The organism is Paraburkholderia azotifigens (assembly GCF_007995085.1).
Lineage (GTDB): Bacteria > Pseudomonadota > Gammaproteobacteria > Burkholderiales > Burkholderiaceae > Paraburkholderia > Paraburkholderia azotifigens.
Map to the genome: position 1 here is coordinate 2,911,319 of NZ_VOQS01000001.1, position 23,729 is coordinate 2,935,047.

The window sequence follows — 23,729 nt, forward strand, 5'->3', positions numbered from 1 at the left end:
AGAACCAATTCACTCGCCGCTTGAAATCCTGCACGATCTTTATACGGGCATTTCGAGAGAAGGTCAACCGTAATCTTTAAATCCTCATATGAGCCGGGGATATTTAGGCATATCAGTGGCTTACAAAGCTTGCTATTTTCCCGATTTTTTTGTAGAGCACCACCGGATTTCGACTGCAATGAGACGGTGCAACCGTTAAACTACGCCCCGCACGCGACCGGTTGCACCTAGATAAACCCGCAATCGTGCTCGCGACCGCCCGTCGTATGCCTTGGTCTTTCCTATGACTTCTAGCCGTGTCTCACGGCCGCGGCAGCGGCGTGCTTTCAGATACAGGAGAAGACGTGAAAAGTTCCATTCAACGGCACATCGGCCCGTTCGCGCTGATGCTCACGGGACTCGGCTCGATCATCGGGTCCGGCTGGCTGTTCGGCGCCTGGAAGGCGGCCAAGATCGCAGGCCCTGCAGCGCTGTGCGCGTGGGTGATCGGCGCGGTGGTGATTCTTGCGATCGCGCTGACCTATGCGGAACTCGGCGCGATGTTCCCCGAGTCGGGCGGCATGGTGCGCTATGCGCGTTACTCGCACGGCGCGCTGGTCGGCTTCATCAGCGCGTGGGCCAACTGGATCGCGATCGTGTCGGTGATTCCGATCGAGGCCGAAGCATCGATCCAGTACATGAGCACCTGGCCGTACGAATGGGCGCATAACCTGTTCATCAACGGCGAACTGACGACGCCGGGCCTGCTGCTGTCGGCGGTGCTGGTGGTGATCTACTTCATGCTGAACTACTGGGGCGTCAAGGTATTTGCGCGCGCCAATTCGGCCATCACGATCTTCAAGTTCATCATTCCCGGCCTGACGATTCTCGGCCTGATGATGAGCGGCTTCCACAAGGAAAACGTCGGCGACTCGTTTGGCGGCACGGGCGCGTTCGCGCCGTATGGCTGGTCGGCCGTGCTGACGGCCGTGGCGACGAGCGGCATCGTGTTCGCGTTCAACGGTTTCCAGAGCCCGATCAACCTGGCGGGCGAAGCGCGCAATCCGGCGAAGAGCGTGCCGTTCGCGGTGATCGGCTCGATCCTGCTGGCGCTGGTGATCTACGTGCTGCTGCAGATCGCGTACATCGGCGCGGTGAATCCGGCTGACGTGATGAAGGGCTGGAGCCAGTTCAACTTCAAGTCGCCGTTCGCGGAACTGGCGATCGCGCTGAACCTGAACTGGCTCGCGATCCTGCTGTATGTCGACGCATTCGTGAGCCCGAGCGGCACGGGCACGACCTATATGGCGACGACCACGCGCATGATCTACGCGATGGAGCGCAACAACACGATGCCGAAGATCTTCGGCAGCGTGCATCCGCTGTACGGCGTGCCGCGTCCGGCGATGTGGTTCAACCTGCTGGTGTCGTTCATCTTCCTGTTCTTCTTCCGCGGCTGGAGTTCGCTGGCAGCGGTGATTTCGGTGGCGACGGTGATCTCGTACCTGACGGGCCCGATCAGCCTGATGGCGTTGCGCCGCGCGGCGACGGATCTCGAGCGTCCGCTGCACATTCCGGGCATGAGCGTGATCGCGCCGTTCGCGTTCGTGTGTGCGTCGCTGATCCTGTACTGGGCGAAGTGGCCGCTGACGGGCGAAATCATCCTGCTGATGATCGTCGCGCTGCCCGTGTTCTTCTACTTCCAGGCGAAGTCGGGCTTCTCAGGTTTCAATCAGGACCTGAAGGCGGCGTGGTGGCTGGTGGCTTATCTGCCCGTGATGGCGATCCTGTCGCTGATCGGCAGCAAGCAGTTCGGCGGCATGGGCGTGTTGCCGTACGGCTGGGACATGCTGGTGGTGATCGCGTTTTCGCTGATCTTCTATTACTGGGGCGTGCACACGGGCTACCGCACCGAGTACCTGAACGAGCGCGAATCGCACGATGAGATTCTCGAAAGCATTGGCGCCTGATCGTCAGTGCTTCATCGCCTGACCCAAGAAAAAGCCCGCCGGATTCCGGCGGGCTTTTTTGTTGCGCGACGCTTCGATCAGGCGTTGCCGAACACGTAGTTCGTCATCGCCAGCGAGCGCTGGAATGTCCCGAGCGATTGAATGCCGAGCCTGTAGTCATCCGGCGCGGCGCCCAAGGCGGCGAACACGGGCAGCAGATGCTCGTCGGTCGGATGCATGAACTCGGCGTGCGGCGCCTGACGCCGGTAGTCGAGCAACGCATCGATATCACGTTCGGCGAGGCGCGTTTCGAACCAGTCGGTGAATTCGGTGACGCGCGGATCCGCGTCTTCCGGACGCGCCGAGAAATCCGCTTCGCGCAGATTGTGCGTGATCTGCCCTGACCCGACGATCATCACGCCTTCGTCCTGCAGCGGACGCAGCGCGCGGCCCACACGGAAATGATGCGCAGGATCGAGCCGGGGCTGGATCGACAGTTGGGCGATGGGCACGTCCGCGTGCGGGAACAGCAGCAGCATCGGCACCCACGCGCCGTGATCGAGACCATGCGGCTGCGTTGCCGCGGGAATGCCTGCGTCACCGAGCAGCGCAGCCGCGCGGCGCGCGACGTCGGGCGCGCCCGGCGCCGGATACTGGATTTCGTACAACTGGCGCGGAAAGCCGTAAAAGTCGTGAATCGTCTCGGGCGCATCCGACGTGCTGGCGGCAGGCTGCAGCGTGCCCCAATGCGCGGACAGCATCAGGATCGCTTTGGGGCGCGGCACTTCCGCCGACAGCGACGCGAACTCGGCGCGGGGCATCGACGGGTCGATGGGCAGCGTCGGCGCGCCGTGCGACAGAAAGAGGGAAGGCAAGCGGGTCATGGCAATGCGGGAAGAGGTTGGGTTGAAGCGAATATAAGGCCGCACTGCCGTTTGATAAACGGTCAAATTCGCATTTGATTGTCTCGCGGCAGTTGTGAATGCGCGAGCTTGACGGACGGCGCGCTACGACTGCCGACTGTTCAATCCTCGCCACGCGGGCGCCAGCGCCGGGCCCAATGCAAACAGATCGAGGACGCGTGCGACAGTGTCGTCGACCATCTGGTCGATCGTCGCGGGCTGATTGTAGAAGGCGGGCAGCGGCGGAAAGATGATGCCGCCCATTTCGGTCACGGCCGTCATGTTGCGCAGATGCGCGAGATTGAACGGCGTTTCGCGAACCATCAGCACGAGCCTTCGACGCTCCTTGAGGGTGACATCGGCGGCGCGCGTGATCAGATTGTCGGAGAGGCCATGCGCGATGCTCGCGAGCGTTTTCATCGAGCAGGGCGCGACGATCATGCCGTCGGTTGCGAAAGAGCCGGACGCAACGCTCGCGCCGACATCGCGTACCGAATGCACAACGTCCGCGAGCGGATGCACGTCGTCACGCGAGAGTTCGAGTTCGTGCTGGATATTGAGCCATCCGGCGCTGGAGATCAGCAGATGGCTTTCGACGCCGCCCAGTTTGCGCAGCGTCTGGAGCAGCCGGATGCCGTAGACGGCGCCCGTCGCTCCCGTGATGGCGATGATCAGGCGGCGAGGCGTCGCAGTGCGTGTTTCCATGACGTGCGGCGCCCCCGTCTTCGCAGATCAGGCCGCGGCGAAGAGCTGCTGCAGTTCGCCCGACTGATACATCTCCATCATGATGTCCGAGCCGCCGACGAACTCGCCGTTCACGTACAGCTGCGGAATCGTCGGCCAGTTCGAGAATTCCTTGATGCCCTGGCGCACGGCTTCGTCTTCGAGGACGTTGACCGTCTTGAACTGATCGACACCGCATGCCTTCAGGATCTGCACCGCGCGGCCCGAGAATCCGCACATCGGGAATTGCGCGTTGCCTTTCATGAAGAGCACGACGGAGTTTTCGTCGACGATTTGCTTGATGCGTTGTTGCGTGTCCATGACTGACCTTGCGATTCCGGTGTTTGTTGGGGATAGTGACAAATGATAGCGGATTTCGCCGATGACGACCGACGGCTGGATCGCATGCAACCCTCTGCCATCGAGCGTGCGTCAGCCTGCCCAGCGTCCGCCGCTGATGCGTTCGATGCCGGCGAGGTCGCATTCCGAGCGGACATCGGCGAAACCGTGTGCGGTCAAAATCGCGCGGACGGCTTCGGCCTGATCGTAGCCATGCTCCATCCACAGCACGCCGTTCGGCACGAGCCGCGCCGGCGCGCCAGCGACGATCGCGCGGATCGCGGAGAGGCCGTCGGCTTCGTCGGTGAGTGCGCCGCGCGGCTCGAAGCGCAAATCGCCTTGCGACAGATGCGGATCGCCGCCCGGAATGTAGGGCGGGTTGCTGACGATCACTTCGAAAGCCAGCGACGCGTCAAGCGCTGCGTACCAGTCGCTCTGCGCGAATTGCAGGTCGCCGCCGGGACGTTTCGGTTCGAGAAGTCTGACGGCGTTGCGTCGGGCGACGGCCAGCGCTTCTTCTGAGCGATCGACGGCCCACAGCCGCGCGTCCGGCCGGGACCACGCGATCGACACCGCGATCGCGCCAGTGCCCGTGCCAAGATCGAGCACGCGAGAGCGCACGGGATGTTCTTCCAGAGCCTGAACGGCCGTTTCCACCAGCAGTTCGGTTTCCGGCCGCGGAATCAGCACCTCGCGCGTGACTTCGAAATCGAGCCCGAAGAATTCGCGCGAGCCGATCAGTTGCGCGACCGGCTCGCCCGCCACGCGCCGCGTTTCCAGTTCGCGGAATGCCGTCAGCTGGGCGGAATCGAGCGGATGGTCGGCGCGGGTGATCAGTTCCGTGCGACGCCAGCCGAGTGCATGCCCGAGCAGAATGCGCGCTTCGAGTGCGGGCAGCGGCGATGCGCGCAGAAGCGTGGCGACGGTATCGGCGTTATCCATGCGTGCCGCTCAGTCCGCGTCGCCGAGCGACGCGAGCAGTTCCGCCTGATGCTCGGACACCAGCGCCGCGATCAGTTCGTCGAGATCGCCTTCCATGATCGATTCGAGGCGATACAACGTGAGATTGATCCGGTGATCCGTGAGCCGGCCCTGCGGGAAGTTATACGTGCGAATGCGCTCCGAACGGTCGCCCGAGCCGATCAGGCTCTTGCGCGTCGCCGCTTCCTTCGCGTGCTGCTCGTGGTACTGCTTGTCCTTGATACGCGCCGCGAGCACTTTGAGCGCGCGGTCCTTGTTCTTGTGCTGCGAGCGGTCGTCCTGACATTCGACGACGATGCCCGTGGGCAAGTGCGTCACGCGCACGGCGGAATCGGTCTTGTTGATGTGCTGGCCGCCCGCGCCCGACGCGCGGAACGTGTCGATGCGCAGATCGGCGGGATTGATCTCGACTTCGCCGATTTCATCCGCTTCCGGCATCACCGCGACCGTGCACGCGGACGTGTGGATGCGGCCCTGCGTTTCCGTCGCGGGCACGCGCTGCACGCGGTGTCCGCCCGACTCGAACTTGAGCTTCGAATACGCGGCATCGCCCGCGATCCGCACGATCACTTCCTTGTAGCCGCCCAGATCCGATTCGCTTGCCGACATCATTTCGACCTGCCAGCGATTGCGCTCCGCGTAACGCAGATACATACGCAGCAGATCGCCCGCGAACAGCGCCGATTCGTCGCCGCCCGTGCCCGCGCGGATTTCGAGGAAGATATTGCGGTCGTCGTTCGGGTCTTTCGGCAGCAGCATTTTCTGCAGTTCGCCTGCGAGCGTTTCCATCCGCTCGCGCGCAGCGCGGATTTCCTCTTCCGCGAAGTCTTTCATCGACGCATCCGACAGCAGTTCCTGCGCGGTGGCGGCGTCGTTCATCGACTGGCGCCACAAACCGTAATGCTCGACGACTGGCTGCAACTCCGCGTGTTCGCGCGTGAGCTTGCGGTATTGCTCGATGTTCGACGTGATGTCTTCGCGGCTCAACAGGTCGTTCAGTTCGGCCAGCCGGGTGGTCAGCTGGTCGAGCTTGGCTTGCATGCTCGTTTTCATTGGGGCGGTCGGAGCGGGCTCCGGAAAGAACGGCTGGACTCGGGGAAGCGGGCGGCGGCCCGGCATGACTGCAGATGAAGCACCGTGCGGGCCTGGTCGGCCGCCCGCGCGACGCCACGGCGTGGAGCGCCGCTAACGCTCCGAAGAAGGGTGAGCGTGTTTGTAGAAGCCGCCCATCAGCTCAATGAGCTGATCGCGGTTTTCACTGCTCGCACGGTTGAGCGCATGCGTCGGGCCGTGGATCAGCTTGTTCGTCAGCGCCTGCGACAGCGCTTCGAGCACGGCGGCCGGATCATCGCCGCGCGCGAGCATCTTCTGCGCCTTTTCGAGTTCGGCGCGGCGCAGCGTGTCGGCCTGCGTATGCATATGACGAATGACGGGCACGATGCTGCGCGCGTCCAGCCACTGCATGAAATTCTGCACGCGCGTTTCGATGATCGTTTCGGCCTGTGCGACGGCGGCTTGCCGCGACGCGTTGCCTTCGCGGACGATCGCGCCGAGGTCGTCGACGGTGTACAGGAACACGTCTTCCAGCTGTCCGACTTCCGGTTCGATGTCGCGCGGCACGGCGAGATCGACCATGAAGATGGGACGGTGGCGGCGCGCTTTCACCGCGCGTTCGACCGCGCCGAGACCGATGATGGGCAACGTCGACGCCGTGCACGACACGATGATGTCGAACTCGTGCATGCGAGCGGGCAGTTCGGACAGCGGAATCGCGCGGCCGTTGAAACTTTCGGCGAGGCGCTGGCCGCGTTCGGCCGTGCGGTTCGCGACGACCAGTTCGCGCGGCTGCTGCGCGGCAAAGTGCGTCGCGCACAATTCGATCATTTCGCCCGCGCCGATGAACAGCACGCGCTGGTTCGACACCTTGTCGAAAATGCGCTGCGCGAGGCGCACGGCCGCCGCAGCCATCGAAACCGATTGCGCCCCGATTTCAGTGGTCGTGCGGACTTCCTTGGCGACGGCGAAAGTGCGCTGGAATAGCTGGTTCAGATACGTGCCGAGCGCGCCGGCTTCCGTCGCCGTGCGCACCGCGTCCTTCATCTGACCGACGATCTGCGTTTCGCCCAGCACCATCGAGTCCAGCCCTGACGCCACGCGAAACGCGTGACGCACGGCTTCCGACTGCGGCAACGCATAGACATGCGGCGCGAGTTCGTCGATGGCGATGTTGTGGTACTTCGACAGCCAGTGGATCGCGGCTTCGCGGGCCGCCTGGTCGTCGGTGGCGCAGTACAGCTCGGTGCGGTTGCAGGTCGACAGGATCGCCGCTTCCGGCGCAGTGCGGGCCGTGCGGCCGAGGAAGATGTCTTTGAACGTCGAGAGCGCCGGCTTGATCTGTTCGAGCGGAAACGCCACGCGTTCGCGCAGGGCGACGGGCGCGGTGTGGTGATTGATTCCGATCGTTAGCAGTTGCACGGGGACGCTACGGCGTTTGTGGCGCGACGTATTGGGGCTATGGTTAGGCCCAATATTATAGCGTTTCCACGATTCTTTCAGTCGGCGCGGGTTTATCCGCACTATCCGGGTTGTCGACGGGAATCCGGTCGAGACGGTAGCCATAGCCGTACAGCGGCGTCAGCGTGTAGCCGGACTCGGGCCGCAACTCGAGCTTGGTACGGATGCGCGACGCGTGGGTATCGAGGGTGCGCGACCTGACGTCGCGGCGGCGCGACCAGACCGTTTCCAGGATGTGCGCCCGCGACACCGGCCGCGACATATTGGTAAACAGCAGCAACGCGAACTGAAGCTCCTTCGGCGTCAGCGTGATGCTCTGTCCCCGGAAGCTGACAATGGAACGGCCGGCGTCGAACGCATAGTCGCCGAACATCTCGCGCACGCGGTTGCGCGGCCGGCGGATGCCGGCGCGGCGCATCAGCGCTTCGATGCGGGCCAGCATCTCGGGGCCGCGTACGGGCTTCGACAGGCAGTCGTCGGCGCCTGCCTGCAACATCGCGACCAGTTCGCTTTCGCGCGGCGCGCTCATCAGCGCAACGACGGGCAAGCCGGGCAGAAGCTGGCGTACGCGCGCGATCACGTCTTCTGCGGCGGCGTCGCCGCAAAACGCGTCGGTGACGAGGAGATCGAAAAATTCGTGTTCGGCGCCCGCGAGAAACGGTGCGCTGGCGGCAAAGTGGTGGCAGGCATGGCCCCGGCAAGCAGTAGCCGGCCGACGATTTCCGCATGCCGGAGGTCAGGCTCAATCAGGGCAATTCGCATGGACGGTGGGGTGGGCGCAGCGATCTGGCGCGGAGGCTTTCAGCTTGCTTAACCTTACCCCGGCCCCTAAACTCAACCGCTACGCAGAAAGCCGTGCAGACCTTCTGGTGAATGAGAAAAAAATGCTATCCATTGATAAAACAGCCGCCTATCAGAGCAGTCTTAAATTGACGGATGGTTCGCGCTGATGGGCTGGCCGGGATTGATCATCCTCGGCGCGGTCGTGGGCGGGGCCAGCTGGTGGCTGCATCCGCTGCGTCGTGCGAGCCGCGTGGCGCTGTGGCTGGCGATGCTGGTCGGCGTGGTGGGCGCTGTCGTCGCGCACATGGCCGGCAATGTCATTCAACTTTTCCACGACGGCGATACGCTCGAGTGGCCCGTTTGCACCGCTATTGCGCTGGTTGCCGTTGCCGTGACGGTCGGCCTGTTTTCCCGTCGATGAATTCTTGCAGGTGAAACCGATGAACGTACGACTCCCCGAAACCGCCTCGATCCCCGAGCGCATCGCGCAACTGCGCAGCGCAATGAAACAGGAAGGGCTCGCCGCCTGCCTGGTGCCATCGGCCGATCCGCATCTGTCCGAATATCTGCCCGGCCGCTGGCAAGGGCGGGAATGGCTGTCCGGCTTCACCGGCTCGGTCGGCACACTGGTCGTGACGGCGGATTTCGCCGGTCTGTGGGTCGACAGCCGCTACTGGGTTCAGGCCGAAGCGCAACTGGCGGGCACGGGCATTCAGCTGATGAAAATGTTCGGCGGCCAGCAGACGGCGCCTCACATCGACTGGCTCGCGCAGAATGTGCCGGCGGGCGCGGCGGTCGGCGTCGATGGCGCGGTGCTCGGCGTGGCGGCGGCGCGCGCGCTGACCGACGCGTTAAGGGCGCGCGGCGTGACGCTGCGCACCGACCTCGATCTGCTCGATATCGTCTGGCCGCAGCGTCCGTCGCTGCCGACGGCTGCCGTCTATGAGCACATCCCGCCGCACGCGAGCGTGTCGCGCGCGGAGAAGCTGGATCAGATCCGCTGCGCGATGCGGGAGAAGGGCGCGCAGTGGCATTTCATCTCGACGCTCGACGATCTCGCGTGGCTCTTGAACCTGCGCGGCGCCGACGTGAACTACAACCCTGTGTTCGTCGCGCATGCGCTGATCGGGCTGGAGCGCGCGTCGCTGTTCGTGGTCGAAGGCAAGGTGCCGGCGCAACTCGCCGAATCGCTCGCACGCGACGGCATCAAGGTCGAGCCGTACGCCAGGGCAGCCGACGCGCTTGCCGCGCTGCCGAATGGCCAGACGCTGCTGATCGATCCGCGCCGGATCACGTTCGGCTTGCTGCAATCGGTGCCGGCGTCGGTGGCGGTCGTCGAGTCGGTGAATCCGTCCACCTTCTTCAAGTCGCGCAAGACGGAGGCCGAAGCCGCGCATGTGCGAGCGACGATGGAGCAGGACGGCGCGGCACTCGCCGAATTTTTCGCGTGGTTCGAAGGCGCTTTGGGCCGCGAAACGATCACCGAACTGACCATCGACGAAAAGCTGACGGCCTCGCGCGCGCGCCGTCCGGGCTTCGTCACGCTGAGCTTCGCGACGATCGCCGGCTTCAATGCGAACGGCGCGATGCCGCACTACCGCGCGACGCCCGCGTCGCATTCGACGATCGAAGGCAACGGCCTGCTGCTGATCGACTCGGGCGGCCAGTATCTGAGCGGCACGACCGACATCACGCGCGTCGTGCCCATCGGCACGATCACCGACGAACATCGCCGCGACTTCACGACGGTGCTGAAGGGCACGATGGCGCTGTCGCGCGCGAAGTTTCCGCGCGGCATCCGTTCGCCGATGCTCGACTCGATCGCGCGCGCGCCGATCTGGGAAGCGGGCGCGGACTACGGGCACGGTACGGGTCACGGCGTCGGCTACTTCCTGAACGTCCACGAAGGCCCGCAGGTGATCTCGCACTACGCGCCCGCCGAAAGCTGGACGGCGATGGAAGAGGGCATGATCACGTCGATCGAGCCGGGCATTTATCGTCCGGGCAAGTGGGGCATCCGCATCGAGAATCTCGTGCTGAACCGCGCCGCCGAAAAGACCGAATTCGGCGATTTTCTCGAATTCGAAACGCTGACGCTGTGCCCAATCGACACGCGCTGCGTGGCGCTGAACCTGTTGCGCGACGACGAGCGCGCGTGGCTCAACGCGTATCACGAAATGGTGCGCGCGCGCGTCTCGCCGCATGTGTCGGGCGACGCGAAGGCGTGGCTCGAAACGCGCACGCAGCCGGTCTGAGGCGCTGCCGGGACGAGCCGCTGTAAACACCGGCAGTTCGTCCGACGCCTTCTGCTTTGCCCGAAAAAATCACCTGTGAATAGCGAGGCCCGCATGTCCGGTATTGCCGTGATCGTGATCGACGTACAGCAGATGTTTTTTAGCGGCGCGGCCGCCGCATATCGCGGCGACGAAGTGATCGACGGCATCAACCGGCTCACGTCGGCGGCGCGCAAGGCGAACGCAACCGTCTTCTTCGTGCAGCACGAGAGCGGCGCGGACGGTCCGCTCGCACGCGGCAGCGACGCCTGGCAGCTGCCTGCTGCGCTCGTGCGCGAGCAAGCGGACGCGTCCATCTACAAGACGGTTGGCGATTCGTTCCATGAGACGCCGCTCGCGGATCAGCTTCGTCAAAAAGACATCGATCGTGTGCTGATATGCGGCTACGCGTCCGAGTTCTGCGTCAACGCCACGGCGCGCCGCGCCGAACTGCTCGGTCTGCGCACGACAGTCGTCGCCGACCTTCACACGACGCACGACAAGCCGCACCTGACTGCCGGGAAGATCGTCGAGCACCAGAACTTCGTCTGGACCCACTCCTCAATGACGGGCAAGCGCGTCACGGTGCGTCCTCTCGCTGACATTCTGCAAACGGAGTTTGCATGAGCATCAAGGCAGTCGTGTTCGATTTTGGCGGCGTGCTGATCGACTGGAGCCCGCAGTATCTGTATCGCCAGCTGATTCCCGACGACGCCGAGCGCGCATGGTTCCTGTCGAACGTCTGCACGATGGACTGGGTGATCCGCCAGGACGGCGGCCAGCCGATCGCGGAAGGCACGGCGGAACTGATCGCGACGTTTCCCGGGCACGAAGCGCTGATCCGCGCGTTCTACGAGCGCTGGCATGAAATGGTGGCGGGTGTGCTCGACGACGGCGTCGCAACCGTCGAGAAGCTCGAAGACGCGAACGTGCCGCTGTTCGGCCTGACGAACTGGTCGGATGAGACCTTTCCGTATGCGTGGGAACACTATCCCGTGCTGCGGCGTTTCAAGGACATCGTCGTGTCGGGCCGCGTGAAGATGGTGAAGCCCGATCCCGCGATCTTCGCGGAGATGCTGCGCAGGATCCGCACGCATTTGCCGGACATCGAAGCGCACGAACTCGTCTTCATCGACGACAACATCGCGAATGCGCGCGCCGCGAGCGAACTCGGCTGGCATGGCGTGCATCACACGAACGCCGCGCAAACCGAGGCAAAGCTGCGCGAGCTGGGTTTGCCTCTCTGACCGGGCGAGGCGGTGCTGAAGAGGGCGTTATTGCCCGAGCAGATTCTTCAGCGCGTTGCCCAATCCCTTCACCGTTTCGCCCGCGCCCTTCGCGACGCCTTCGGCGCTGACGCCGAGCGCCTTCGCGAAGTTCGCGCGCAGTTCCGTCATCACGCTCTCGTTCAGCTTGAACTTCGGATCGCGCAGATTGCCGTCGATCGTGAAGTGCAGTGTGATGTCGTCGCCATGTTTTTTGAGCGCGGCGACGGCGGCGCGCGTTGGAATCTGCATGAACGTATCGAGCGGATCGTCCGTTTCGGCCAGTTGCAGATGATGCAGCGTGATCGTGCCGGGCGCATGGATGTGATAGCTCGTCACGGTGGCCTGCAGGTTCAGATCGAGCGTGCCGCCTTTCACCTGAGCCTTCGCGCCGGCCTTTTTCAACAGATACGGATCGAGCGTGACGACGTCGACGCCGCGCAGCGTCGTGGTCGTCTGCGAGTCCTTGCTGGCGATCTTCATCCAGCCGTCGAACGTCACGCGGCCCGTGTGCGACGGGCCCTTGATCGCGCCTTTCATCGAAAGGCTGGTCGGCTCGGTGAGGTCGGGCAGATGGATGTGGTCGACGGATGCGCTCGCGTCGCTGACCACGACCTTGTACGCCGGTTTGCTGATCATCTCGTCGTAGAAGACGAACTGGCCGTCGGCGAACGCGACGTGGTCGATGAGTTTTTCGGCGGGTAAAGGCGGCTTGTCGGAAACGGCGGCGCTCGCTTCGCTGGAAGGGTGACGGGCCTGGCTCATCGACTGGCGCAGCTTCGGCAGAATCTCCAGCCTCCCGCTCGCCGTGCGCACGAGCGCGAGACTGAAGCCGCGAACCACGACGCTGTGCAGATGCATGCGATGCGCGAGCAGGTCGCGAATGTCGGGCGTCATCGTGATTTCGTCGGCGGTGAGGGCGTCGGGCGTCGGCCAGTCTTTGGGCGCCGTCAGGCGCACGCGATGCAGCGTGATCGCCGAAAAACCGACGTCGATCGAATCAGCCGTGCCGACGGGCGCGAGCGCGTCGACGACGCGTGCTTTCACTTCGCGTTGCACGAAATACAAGCCGCCCAGCGCGAGCACGACGAGCAGCACGATTACGCCCGCGACGGCCGCCATCACGCGGCTGCCTTTCGACATTGCCATGCCACCTCCTCGTCCTTGCTCTGGCCGTGGTTCGGGTTATGTGTCGTGGAGTGCCGCGCGTGATGCACGTGAAGCGCGGCGCAGGCAGCGCATGCCTGCATCGGGGAACTGGGCGGACCGGATACGATCCTGCGAGGGAGGGGAGCAACTCTTATGCCGTCCGCATCGAACCGCTTGAGCGGCCCGGCTGCGGACGGCAGTGCAACGAACGCTTAACGGCTGATCGGCTTGTAGCGCAGACGTTTCGGACGCGCCGCTTCTTCGCCGAGGCGCGCGCGCTTGTCCGCTTCGTATTCCTGGTAGTTGCCGTCGAAGAACGTCACTTGCGAATCACCTTCGAACGCGAGGATGTGCGTCGCGATACGGTCGAGGAACCAGCGGTCGTGCGAAATCACCATGACCGAACCGGCGAATTCGAGCAGCGCGTCTTCGAGTGCACGCAGCGTTTCGACGTCGAGGTCGTTCGACGGTTCGTCGAGCAGCAGCATGTTGCCGCCGGCGATCAGCGTCTTAGCCAGATGCAGACGGCCCCGCTCGCCGCCCGACAGATTGCCGACGATCTTCTGCTGGTCGCCGCCCTTGAAGTTGAAGCGGCCGATGTACGCGCGCGACGGCGTCTCGTACTTGCCGACCGTCAGCACGTCCGCGCCGCCGGAGATTGCTTCGAACACGGTCTTCGTGCCGTCGAGCGCGTCGCGGCTCTGGTCGACATACGCGAGCTTGACGGTCGGACCCTGGACGATTTCGCCCGAATCCGGCTGTTCCTTGCCCGTCAGCATGCGGAAGAGCGTCGATTTGCCGGCGCCGTTCGGCCCGATGATGCCGACGATCGCGCCCGCCGGAATCTTGAAACTCAGGTTGTCGATCAGCAGGCGGTCGCCGTACGACTTGCTGACGTTCTTGAACTCGACCACTTCATTGCCGAGGCGGTCGCCGACGGGGATGAAGATTTCCTGCGTTTCGTTGCGCTTCTGGTATTCCTGGCTGTTGAGTTCTTCGAAACGCGCGATACGCGCCTTCGACTTCGCCTGACGGCCCTTCGGATTCTGGCGAACCCACTCCAGTTCCTTCTTGATCGCCTTCTGACGCGCGGATTCCGACGCTTCTTCCTGCTTCAGGCGGTCTTCCTTCTGGTCGAGCCAGCTGCTGTAGTTGCCCTTCCACGGAATGCCGTGGCCGCGGTCGAGTTCGAGAATCCACTCGGCGGCGTTATCGAGGAAGTAGCGGTCGTGAGTGACGGCGACGACGGTGCCGGGGAAGCGCGTGAGGAACTGCTCCAGCCATTCGACGGACTCGGCGTCGAGGTGGTTGGTCGGTTCGTCGAGCAGCAGCATGTCGGGCTTTTCGAGCAGCAGCTTGCACAGCGCGACGCGGCGCTTTTCGCCGCCCGACAGATTTTCGATCTTCGCCTCCCATGGCGGCAGGCGCAGCGCGTCGGCGGCGACTTCGAGTTGCTGTTCGGGGCTGCCGCCATCCGATGTCGCGAGAATCGCTTCGTACTTCGCCTGTTCGGCGGCGAGGGCGTCGAAGTCGGCGTCCGGCTCGGCGTACGCGGCATAGATTTCGTCGAGCTTCTTCTGCGCCTGGAACACGTCGCCGAGGCCTTCTTCGACGGCTTCGCGGACGGTTTTCTGCGGATCGAGCTGAGGTTCTTGCGGCAGATAGCCGATGTTGAGGTTCGGCATCGGCGTGGCTTCGCCTTCGATGTCCTTGTCGACGCCGGCCATGATCTTGATGAGCGTGGACTTACCCGAGCCGTTCAGGCCGAGCAGACCGATCTTCGCGCCGGGAAAGAACGACAGCGAGATTTCTTTCAGAATCTGGCGTTTGGGCGGCACGATTTTGCCGACCCGGTTCATGGTGAAGACGTATTGGGCCATTTTTGAAGTGGTGTTGATGCCGCGTGTTGTTGATGCCGCGCGGCGGGATGTGGAATGTGGCGCCGACGTGGTGTCGGGGCCCGGATTTGGGCCGGAATCGCTATTGTACTTCCCGGTGGGGGTGGGGTTCCGGTTTGGGGTGGGTTTGGGGTTTGGGGTCTTGCGGTGGCATCCGCTCTATGTTTTTGGTTTATTAGCGTTGCCCCTGTGCGGGGCGGCAGTTACTTTCTTTGCCGCCGCAAAGAAAGTAACCAAAGAAAGCGGCTTTCAACCTCCGGTGCCTGCCAGGATAACGCTACAGCACACGTTCTTTGAGCTGTCGCGCAGCGACGCAAACACTCCGTAGAAAGCCCGCAATCAGGCGCGCGCGGCGCGAAGGATTACACCCGGTTGGGGCACATAAGTCGGCTTGTTTTTTGTGCGTTGCCATCGGTTGCGGCGGTATGTGCTCCGGACTGTGTGTGGGGTTTGCGCGCCGTGCGCGGTTGACTGCGGGCTTTCTACGGGGTGCGGACGTCGCTGTGCAATAGCTCGACTGCGGCATGCCGCGGCGGTATCCTGGCGGGCACCGGAGGTTCAAAAGCGGCTTTCTTTGGTTAGGAATCTCTGCAAAAGTCCTGGCGTTGACGTGAGGTTGGACTATCCTGGGATCAGGAGAATTCATGGAGTGGCGTGATGACACAACTTGGTCTTGGTCTGGATCTGTCGACGAAGCGCACCCGCAAGCGCGAGTTTCTCGATGAGATGACGCGTGTGGTGCCGTGGCAGAAGCTGATTGCGCTCATCGAACCGCACTATCCGAAAGGCAAGACCGGCCGCCCACCGTTCCCAGTCGCAACGATGTTGCGCATTCACTTCATGCAGCAATGGTTCAGCCTCTCGGACCCGGCGATGGAGGAGGCGCTGCACGACATCCCGCTGTATCGGGAGTTTGCGCTGCTGGGCACGGGTATGACGCGGCTGCCTGACGAGAGCACGATCCTGCGATTCCGGCACCTGCTTGAGGCCCATGAGCTGTCAGCCAGAATGCTGGCGACGGTCAACGAGATCCTGCAGGCGAAGGGCCTGATGCTCAAGGTAGGCTCGGCGGTCGACGCGACGCTGATTTCGGCACCCAGTTCGACGAAGAAAGCCGGCACGCGAGACCCCGAGATGAGCCAGACGCAAAAGGGCGGTAGCTGGTACTTCGGTATGAAGGCGCACATCGGAGTCGATGTGGAGTCGGGGCTGGTGCATACCGTGAAGTGCACGCCGGCGAATGTTCACGACGTCACGGTGGCGCATGAACTGTTGCACGGCGACGAGCAGGTTGCGTTTGCCGATGCGGGCTACGTGGGCATCGAGAAGCGGGGCGAAACGGGGGCGGTCCAGTGGCACGTGGCGATGAGGCCGAGCAAGCGAAGAAAGCTGGACAAAAGCAAGCGGCTCGACAGAATCTACGAGAAAGTCGAGCGGCTCAAGGCGGGCGTGCGGGCGAAGGTTGAGCACCCGTTTCGGGTGCTCAAATGTCAGTTCGGCTATCTGAAGGCGCGGTATCGGGGACTGGCGAAAAACACGGCGCAGATCGAAACGCAGTTCGCGCTGATCAATCTCTGGTTGGCTCGCGGGGTGCTCGGTAAAGCGAAATGAAGGGCGAAGACGCCCCCCAAAGGCGCAGCGTCCATGCGCAAGATGCGACCGGCATCGGTTCAACACAGCGTGAATGAGGACGCGAATTCCACTCCGCGCGTGCCAGTTAGAGATCCCAGGCAGAAAACGGGTTGTTCAGACCTTCCGTTACTTTCCTTGCCGCGGCAAAGAAAGTAACTGCCGCCCCGCACAGGGGCAACGCTAATAGACCAAAAACATCGAGCGGATGCCCGCAAGAAGCCCAGAAAGACGACTGCGTCGCAGACAGAAAAAAAACCTCAATTCAACCGCCGCCCCGTCTCCTCATCAAAGAAATGAAGCTGCCCCGCAGGCAAAGCAACAGAAAGCCGTTCACCCGCCAGCGGCCGATGCCCATGCGGCAACCGCACAGTCACATCATGCTTACCCCAGCGCCCATGCGCGAGATTATCCGCGCCGAGCAACTCGCAAGAATCGACGGCAAGCGTCGCGGATGACGCATCGGACGCCAACCCCGGCGTCATATGCTCTGGCCGGATGCCGAGCACACACGGCCGCCCAGCCGTAACGTCGCGGTCGAGCCCTGCCGCGCCAGAAATCGGCAGCTTCGGACCTTCTCCCGCAACTTCAAAGGCGGAGCCATCCTCGGCCACCCACCCACTCAACAGATTCATCCCCGGCGAGCCAATAAACCCAGCCACAAACGTGGTAGCAGGCCGCTCATAAACCTCGGTCGGCGCACCGATCTGCTCCGCATGCCCCCGATTCATCACGATCACGCGCTGCGCAAGCGTCATCGCTTCGATCTGATCGTGCGTCACGTACAGACTCGTCGTCTTGAGCCGCCCATGCAGACGCTGGATCTCGAGCCGCATCTGCACCCGCAGACGTGCATCGAGATTCGACAGCGGCTCGTCGAACAGAAACACAGCGGGCTCGCGCACGATCGCGCGCCCCATCGCGACACGCTGCCGCTGTCCACCCGACAATTCACGCGGCTTTCTCGCCAGCAACGGTTCGAGTTCGAGAATCTTCGCCGCAGTCGACACGCGCGATTCGATCTTCGATTTCGGCAGCCCCGCGATCTTCAGCGCATAGCCCATGTTCTCCGCGACCGTCATATGCGGATACAGCGCGTAGTTCTGGAACACCATCGCGATGTTGCGGTCCTTCGGCTCGAGATCGTTGACGACCTTGCCGTCGATCGAAATCTCGCCTTCCGTGATCGCTTCGAGTCCCGCGACCATCCGCAGCAACGTCGACTTGCCGCAGCCCGATGGCCCGACCATCACGACGAACTCGCCATCCTCGACATCCGCGTTGATGCCGTGCAGGACGTTCTGCTTGCCGTCGTACGATTTCTTCACGCCCTTGAGCGTCAGTGCAGACATGACTGTTTATCCTTTTATCCTTACTTCTCGGCATCAACGAGACCGCGCACGAACCAGCGCTGCATTGCCAGCACGACGACGAGCGGTGGCAGCATCGCGAGCAGCGTCGCCGCCATCACGAGATGCCATTCGGTTGCGGTGTCGCCGGATGCGATCATGCTCTTGATGCCGACCACGGCCGTCGTCAGCGATTGCTGGTTCGTGATCAGGATCGGCCACAGATACTGATTCCAGCCGTAGATAAACGTGATCACGAAGAGCGCCGCGAGGTTCGTCTTCGACAGCGGCAACACGACGTCCCAGAAGAAACGCAGCGGCCCTGCACCGTCGATGCGCGCTGCTTCCATCAGTTCGTCGGGCAGCGTGAGAAAGAACTGGCGGAACAGGAACGTCGCCGTCGCCGACGCGATCAGCGGCAGCGTGAGGCCGGCGTACGTGTTGCTCAGATGCATCGACGACACGACCTGCACCGTCGGAAAGATGCGCACTTCGACGGGCAGCATCAGCGTGATGAAGATCAGCCAGAACGCGACGTTGCGGCCGGGAAAGCGGAAGAACACGATCGCGAACGCCGAGATGATCGACACGGCGATCTTGCCGATTGCGATCACGAGCGCCATCACGAGGCTGTTGAGCAGCATCGTGCCGAACGGGCTGGCGGCGTTGCCCGTGCCGTGCGTCCAGATGCTCGCGATGTTTTCGAACAGATGCGTGCTCGGCACGAGCGACAGCGGCACGCTGAACACTTCGTGCTCGTTCATCGTTGCCGCGCAGAACGCGACGTAGACGGGAAACACGACCAGCAGCACACCGACTATCAGCACGGCGTGGCAGAAGATATCGAAGCCGCGGCGATTCTCGATCATGAGTATTGAACCCTCCGCTCGATGAAACGGAACTGCACGACGGTCAGCCCGACGACGATCAGCATCAGCACGACCGACTGCGCGCCCGAACTGCCGATGTCGAGCCCCTGGAATCCTTCGGCGAAGATCTTGTAGATCAGCGTGCGCGTCGCCTGAGCAGGGCCGCCGCCCGTTGCCGCATCGATGATCGGGAAGGTGTCGAAGAACGCGTAGACGAGATTGACGACGAGCAGAAAGAACGTCGTCGGCGACAGCAGCGGCAGCGCAATGCCGAAGAAGCGCCGCACGGGGCCCGCGCCGTCGATCGCGGCCGCTTCGATCAGCGAGCGCGGAATCGCCTGCAAGCCAGCATAGAAGAACAGGAAGTTGTAGCTGACCTGTTTCCAGATCGAGGCGAGCACGACGAGGAACATCGCCTGTCCCGGATTCAACGCGTGATTCCAGACGATGCCCGCCTTGCCGAGCGAGTATGTGACGAGGCCGATGCTCGGATTGAACAGGAACGACCAGAGCACGGCGGCAATCGCGGGCGCCACCGCATACGGCCAGATCAGCAGGGTCTGATAGGCCTTCGCGCCGCGTGTCACGCGATCGGCGCACGCGGCGAGCAGCAGCGAAATCACGAGGCCGCACACGGTGACGAGCGCACAGAAGATTAGCGTCGTTTCGAACGACGAGAGATATAGCGGATCGGCGAAAAGCTGCCTGAAGTTGCTCAAGCCTACGAATTCGCTCGACGTGCCGAATGCGTCCTGCGTCTGCGTCGATTGCCAGAGCGCCTCGCCCGCAGGCAGCAGAAAGAACAGCAACGTGATGACGAGTTGCGGCGCGACGAGCAGATAGGGCAGGAAGCTGGTGCCGAAGCGGGAGCGCTTGTCCATCGACGTCCCTTTCAAAGGTGAGCGAGCGGGTGCGCCTTGCGTTTGCTGTGCGTTGTTATTCGCTGCAAGGCACGCCCGTCGCGTGGATTGACTACGTGGCTTTAACTACCCGGCTTTAGCTGCCCGCTTTCTCGAAGCGGCGCAGCAGTTCGTCGCCGCGCGACACCGACGAATCGAGCGCGTCTTTCGGCGTCTTCTTGTCGGCCCAGACCTGTTCGAGTTCTTCGTCGATGATCGTGCGGATCTGCGGCATGTTGCCCAGACGCAGGCCCTTCGTGTACGGCAGAGGCGGCTTGTTGAGCATCTGCTTGATAGCAGTGTCACTGCCCGGATTCTTCTCGTAGAAGCCTTGCTGCTGCGTCAATTCATAGGCGGCCGTGGTGACGGGCAGATAGCCCGTGTCCTGGTGCCACTTCGCGGCGACGGGCGGCGAGCTCAGATACGCAAGGAACTTCGCGACGCCTTTATAGACGGCGGGATCCTTGCCCGACAACACCCACAGGCTCGCGCCGCCGATGATCGCATTCTGCGGCGCGCCCTTCACGTTCGCGTCGTACGGCATCATGCCCGTGCCGAAGTTGAACTTCGCGTACTTGCGGATCGTCGCGAGCGAGCCCGACGAATTCGTGATGATGCCGCAGTCGCCGCTATAGAACTTCGAGACCGGTTCGTCCTTGCGGCCTGCATAGGTGAACGTGCCTTCCTTCGCCATCTTCTGCAGGAAGGTGATGTGCGCGATCTGCAGCGGCTTGTTGAATTCGAGCTTCGCGTCGGCGCCGTCGAATCCGTTGTTCTCCGTCGCGAACGGCGCGCCGTGCCACGCGCTGTAGTTTTCGAGCTGAATCCAGCTTTGCCAGCCCGACGAATAACCGCACGACATCCCGGCAGCCTTCAGCTTCTGCGCGTCCTGTTCGAGTTCGGCCCAGGTCCTGGGCGGCGAGTTCGGATCGAGGCCGGCTTTCTTGAACGCGTCCTTGTTGTAGTAGAGGACGGGCGTCGAACTGTTGAACGGCATCGAAATCAGATGGCCCGTCTTCGAGTCGCTGTAATAGCTGGCGATGGTCGGCACGAACGCCTTGTCGTCGAGCGTCATGCCTGCCTGCTTGAACACGTCCGAGACGGGAAGGACAGCCTTCTTCGCCTGCATCATCGTTGCCGTGCCCACTTCGTAGACCTGCAGGATCGCGGGCGCGTTGCCGCTGCGATACGCGGCGATGCCGGCCGCCAGCGTCTGGTCGTAGGTGCCCTTGAAGACGGGGACGATCTTGTAATCGCTCTGCGATGCATTGAAGTCGTTGGCGATCGTATTCAGGCGCTCGCCGAGCGCGGCTTCCATCGCGTGCCAGAACTGGATTTCAGTGGCGGCCTGCGCGCTTTGATATACGCCGAGGCCAAGTACGGCAGCGACGGATAGCGAACGGATGAACGGCTTGCAATGCATCGAAAGTCTCCTTTGTCGAACAGAGTTTGCGCTTTAGCGCCTTACTCTGGTCCCATACCCCGAAGGGCGCCTGTGCGCGGTGTGCGGTCGCGCGATTCTAGTTGTGGTCGATGACAGGAAAGAGTCGGTGAAATCTCTATGTGTCAGGCTGGTTGCCGAACGGGCAATTTAACATCGGGAGAATGATGGGAGAAAGGGCGATTACCCGAAGCACTGTTCGGTGTGCATGCAACGAACACAAAAAAAAGCCGCGTCGAGGCGCTAATGCCGTTCAGTTAAGCACTGAACGGCATTTTTGCTTTTGATGCGGGAAGGTGTTGTAAACGAAGCGCCGAGCTGTTAACTTTTCGGCGCGATGCTCTCCAGTCACCTGACCTTCCTGCTCGAAGCGCAACAGCCGGCCGACATGAGCCGGCTGGCTGAGCATCTGCCCTACGAGTGGATCGAGCGCGCGGTGCAGGCCACAGGCGCAGCGAGTATCCGGCGCCGGCGCCTGCCTGCTGAGCAGGTGGTCTGGCTGGTGATCGCACTGGCAATGTACCGTCACTGGTCGATCAGTGAGGTGCTCGACGGTCTCGATCTGGCCTTGCCCAACCAGGCCGCGCCGTTTGTCAGCAAGAGCGCGGCGGCGCAGGCACGCCAACGCATCGGCGAGGCACCGATGGCGTGGCTGTTTGAGCAGACAGCACGGGCCTGGACGACTCAGGACGCGGCTCATCATGCGTTCAAGGGGTTAAGTCTATGGGCGATGGACGGCACCACGCTACGCACGCCCGACAGCCCGGCCAACCGTGAGCACTTTGGTGCGCAGGGTTATGCCAGTGGCAAGGTGGCCAGTTATCCGCAGGTGCGCGCCGTGACGCTCACCGCGATTCCGACCCATCTGGTCGCGGGTATCAATTTCGGTCGCTACGACACCAACGAAATGGTGTACGCCAAAAGCCTGCTGCCGCAGATCCCGGAAGACTCGCTGACGGTGTTCGACAAGGGCTTTCTGGCTGCAGAAATCCTGTGTGGCCTGACGATGAACGCGCGCAATCGCCACTTCCTGATTCCAGCCAAAGCCAATACCTGTTGGGAAGTCATCTCCGGTACCGCTGACGATGCGACGGTGCGCATGCGCGTCTCGCCGCAGGCCCGCAAGAAGTGTCCGGCTTTGCCCGAATTCTGGAATGCGCGGGCGATCCGGACCATCGACGCGCGCGGACGTGAGCGCGTGCTGCTGACTTCGCTGGGGGATCGCCGACGCTTCAAACCTGCCGATATCGTTGCCTGCTACGAGCGCCGCTGGCAGATCGAAACCAGTTACGGAGAACTCAAGCAATCGATGCTGGGTTCGGAGTTGACCTTGCGCAGCCGCACCGTCGAAGGGGTGTATCAGGAGATCTGGGGCGCGTTGATCGCCTACAACCTGGTTCGCCGCGAGATCGCCTGCGCCGCATGGGAAGCGAAACTCGCGCCGACCGATATCAGCTTCGTGCGAGCCCTCCATACGATCCAGCACGAAATGATGTGGGCTGCCGTCACCCCGGCCTACGCAAAACTGCCCGCCTGTCTGCAGCGTCTACGCGAACGGCTCAAGTCCCTGCCCAATGAAAAACGACCCGGCCGCGCATGCGACCGGGTCGTCAAATCCCGCCCTTCACGTTACACCGTTCGGTACCTTAGAAAAGACCTTAACTGAACGGCATTAGCGTCGAGGCGCGGCTTTCTTTGATTTGCAACCCTCGCGTCAGGCGGCGGGCAGCATTTAACAATTGGTCGTCAGACGTTGAGCAACCACCCCCGAGTTCAGCTGCTATGGACTCTCCTGTATGTTGTTGTTTTTTCTAGGAAATGTGATGCGTAGGCGATGTCCATGCCTTCGCGCGCGAAATCGCTCATTTCGGCGTCCCTTTGTCCATAGCGGCCGGCTTCTCTCTCAGCGGGATTGGAGGAGGGTAAAGTTCATCGAGCCTAGCCTGAAGGAGAGCATTTTTCTGCAGGACTTCGAGCACCAAGCGGTGAGCACTCGCGAGTTGAGACTGTGAATCGTCGCGTTGCTTCGTCAGCCGCGTAACTTGCGATTCCAGGTCCTCGCGTATACGCGTTTTCCGCTCGCGACGGGCCTGTTGCAACTTCTGTTGTGCGTCATGGATTTCTATCCACGCCTGAATCTCGCGAACTAGCGCTGGGAACCGCTTCTTTTTGAGAGCAGTCGGGTCTGTGCCGGCCTCCTTGGCAACATTGTTTTGGCTGACAGGGGTTCCGCGCGGCAGTATCAGGGGACGGTCCTCCCTTAGGCGCTCGAAGGCGCTTCGAAATCGCTGCTCTGCGGTTTCAGGCTCGGTCTTTGTCGGCATTGCTTCGTTCATGCTGTCCACCTATGAATGTGGTTCGCCCAAGAGCGTGCCTTGTTGGTTGCAAACGCGGCCGCTGCTTCGCTGAAACAATCTCCTGTCGACCGTCCCATGCAGGTTCCTCAGACACGCGCGAAGAGCCTGAGTGCAGCTAAGCGGTCACGACTCGCACAGAGTCGTCTTTCTACGAACCGCGCTTCTTCTGCTTCGTGACCTTGAGGTAGTTTTTCCGACCAGAATCGGATAGCGAACAAGGTTGCTTGCAATAACCCCCTCAGCATCGCAAAGCGCAACAATCCGACGCAGAAGGTCAAAATGTTTTTTTAGGGTCGACCAACTCCGCGCACCCATGGGACCCCACAGAATCCAAGTGGCCAGGATTCTCATGACGTTCTGATTCTCAGGGCTGAGCTTGGGCGCGCTTCGGCCGTGGTGCCCTCCGGCAAAGTCGAATCGAAATCTTTTG

At 62.5% G+C, this 23,729-nt stretch carries 21 protein-coding genes and 1 pseudogene; 8 read left to right on the plus strand and 14 right to left on the minus strand.

The features are described from left to right. Positions 1–344: 344 nt before the first annotated feature. Positions 345–1,949, plus strand: coding sequence for an APC family permease (locus FRZ40_RS13080; RefSeq protein ID WP_147234316.1), 1,605 nt, complete (start codon positions 345–347; stop codon positions 1,947–1,949). Between the two features lie 77 nt (positions 1,950–2,026). Here FRZ40_RS13080 and FRZ40_RS13085 read toward each other — a convergent pair whose 3' ends face one another. The 7 genes and pseudogenes from FRZ40_RS13085 to FRZ40_RS13115 all read right to left on the minus strand — a co-directional run bounded on the left by FRZ40_RS13085 (position 2,027) and on the right by FRZ40_RS13115 (position 8,149). Next, complete coding sequence (locus tag FRZ40_RS13085; RefSeq protein ID WP_147234317.1) at positions 2,027–2,812, minus strand: DODA-type extradiol aromatic ring-opening family dioxygenase; 786 nt, start codon at positions 2,810–2,812, stop codon at positions 2,027–2,029. Positions 2,813–2,935: 123 nt separating this feature from the next. Continuing rightward, positions 2,936–3,535, minus strand: a complete 600-nt coding sequence (locus FRZ40_RS13090) for a UbiX family flavin prenyltransferase (protein ID WP_028369653.1) — start codon at positions 3,533–3,535, stop codon at positions 2,936–2,938. Positions 3,536–3,562: 27 nt separating this feature from the next. Then, positions 3,563–3,874 (minus strand): Grx4 family monothiol glutaredoxin, encoded by a 312-nt coding sequence (gene grxD, locus FRZ40_RS13095; protein ID WP_147234318.1) that lies wholly within the window; start codon positions 3,872–3,874, stop codon positions 3,563–3,565. A gap of 111 nt (positions 3,875–3,985) precedes the next feature. Further along, entirely contained in the window at positions 3,986–4,834 is an 849-nt protein-coding gene (gene prmC / locus FRZ40_RS13100; protein ID WP_028369651.1) for a peptide chain release factor N(5)-glutamine methyltransferase, read from the minus strand. 9 nt (positions 4,835–4,843) lie between these two features. Continuing rightward, positions 4,844–5,926, minus strand: a complete 1,083-nt coding sequence (prfA, locus tag FRZ40_RS13105) for a peptide chain release factor 1 (protein ID WP_028369650.1) — start codon at positions 5,924–5,926, stop codon at positions 4,844–4,846. A 132-nt stretch (positions 5,927–6,058) separates the two neighbouring features. Next, positions 6,059–7,348 carry a glutamyl-tRNA reductase gene (gene hemA / locus FRZ40_RS13110; protein ID WP_147234319.1) on the minus strand — a complete coding sequence of 430 codons (1,290 nt, stop codon included), beginning with the start codon at positions 7,346–7,348 and terminating at the stop codon, positions 6,059–6,061. A gap of 55 nt (positions 7,349–7,403) precedes the next feature. After that, positions 7,404–8,149: pseudogene (locus tag FRZ40_RS13115) on the minus strand (response regulator transcription factor). Between the two features lie 187 nt (positions 8,150–8,336). On the opposite strand from FRZ40_RS13115, the gene FRZ40_RS13120 reads away from it, so the two are divergent. From FRZ40_RS13120 to FRZ40_RS13135, 4 genes are all read left to right on the plus strand, one after another. Further along, a complete protein-coding gene (locus FRZ40_RS13120) occupies positions 8,337–8,591 on the plus strand; it encodes a hypothetical protein (protein ID WP_147234320.1) in 255 nt (84 codons plus the stop codon). Positions 8,592–8,610: 19 nt separating this feature from the next. Continuing rightward, a complete protein-coding gene (locus tag FRZ40_RS13125) occupies positions 8,611–10,425 on the plus strand; it encodes an aminopeptidase P family protein (RefSeq protein WP_147234321.1) in 1,815 nt (604 codons plus the stop codon). Positions 10,426–10,518: 93 nt separating this feature from the next. Then, entirely contained in the window at positions 10,519–11,070 is a 552-nt protein-coding gene (locus tag FRZ40_RS13130; RefSeq protein WP_147234322.1) for a cysteine hydrolase family protein, read from the plus strand. After that, positions 11,067–11,690, plus strand: a complete 624-nt coding sequence (locus FRZ40_RS13135) for an HAD family hydrolase (RefSeq protein WP_147234323.1) — start codon at positions 11,067–11,069, stop codon at positions 11,688–11,690. The genes FRZ40_RS13130 and FRZ40_RS13135 overlap by 4 nt, the downstream gene beginning before the upstream one ends. Before the next feature lie 27 nt (positions 11,691–11,717). Here the strand turns inward: FRZ40_RS13135 and FRZ40_RS13140 are convergent, their stop codons facing one another. After that, positions 11,718–12,857, minus strand: coding sequence for a DUF748 domain-containing protein (locus FRZ40_RS13140; RefSeq protein ID WP_028369643.1), 1,140 nt, complete (start codon positions 12,855–12,857; stop codon positions 11,718–11,720). Between the two features lie 212 nt (positions 12,858–13,069). Next, positions 13,070–14,737, minus strand: coding sequence for an energy-dependent translational throttle protein EttA (gene ettA / locus FRZ40_RS13145; protein ID WP_147234324.1), 1,668 nt, complete (start codon positions 14,735–14,737; stop codon positions 13,070–13,072). On the opposite strand from ettA, the gene FRZ40_RS44035 reads away from it, so the two are divergent. Both FRZ40_RS44035 and FRZ40_RS13150 read left to right on the plus strand, forming a co-directional pair. Next, positions 14,715–15,083 (plus strand): hypothetical protein, encoded by a 369-nt coding sequence (locus FRZ40_RS44035; protein ID WP_158646998.1) that lies wholly within the window; start codon positions 14,715–14,717, stop codon positions 15,081–15,083. The two genes, ettA and FRZ40_RS44035, sit on opposite strands and share 23 nt — an antisense overlap. A gap of 329 nt (positions 15,084–15,412) precedes the next feature. Then, complete coding sequence (locus tag FRZ40_RS13150) at positions 15,413–16,366, plus strand: IS5 family transposase (RefSeq protein ID WP_147233928.1); 954 nt, start codon at positions 15,413–15,415, stop codon at positions 16,364–16,366. A gap of 278 nt (positions 16,367–16,644) precedes the next feature. Here FRZ40_RS13150 and FRZ40_RS13155 read toward each other — a convergent pair whose 3' ends face one another. The 4 genes from FRZ40_RS13155 to ugpB form a co-directional block, all read right to left on the minus strand. Beyond that, a complete protein-coding gene (locus FRZ40_RS13155; RefSeq protein WP_147234325.1) occupies positions 16,645–17,736 on the minus strand; it encodes a sn-glycerol-3-phosphate import ATP-binding protein UgpC in 1,092 nt (363 codons plus the stop codon). 20 nt (positions 17,737–17,756) lie between these two features. Then, entirely contained in the window at positions 17,757–18,602 is an 846-nt protein-coding gene (gene ugpE / locus FRZ40_RS13160; RefSeq protein WP_147234326.1) for a sn-glycerol-3-phosphate ABC transporter permease UgpE, read from the minus strand. Next, positions 18,599–19,483: a sn-glycerol-3-phosphate ABC transporter permease UgpA gene (ugpA, locus tag FRZ40_RS13165; RefSeq protein WP_147234327.1), complete on the minus strand. Its 885-nt coding sequence runs from the start codon at positions 19,481–19,483 to the stop codon at positions 18,599–18,601. Before ugpA ends, ugpE begins: the two co-directional genes overlap by 4 nt. A gap of 115 nt (positions 19,484–19,598) precedes the next feature. Continuing rightward, positions 19,599–20,924, minus strand: coding sequence for a sn-glycerol-3-phosphate ABC transporter substrate-binding protein UgpB (gene ugpB, locus FRZ40_RS13170; RefSeq protein ID WP_028369638.1), 1,326 nt, complete (start codon positions 20,922–20,924; stop codon positions 19,599–19,601). A gap of 355 nt (positions 20,925–21,279) precedes the next feature. Here ugpB and FRZ40_RS13175 point away from each other — a divergent pair, with 355 nt between their 5' ends. Then, a complete protein-coding gene (locus FRZ40_RS13175) occupies positions 21,280–22,608 on the plus strand; it encodes an IS4 family transposase (protein WP_147233675.1) in 1,329 nt (442 codons plus the stop codon). A 196-nt stretch (positions 22,609–22,804) separates the two neighbouring features. Here FRZ40_RS13175 and FRZ40_RS13180 read toward each other — a convergent pair whose 3' ends face one another. Then, complete coding sequence (locus tag FRZ40_RS13180; protein WP_147234328.1) at positions 22,805–23,278, minus strand: hypothetical protein; 474 nt, start codon at positions 23,276–23,278, stop codon at positions 22,805–22,807. Positions 23,279–23,729: the final 451 nt, after the last annotated feature.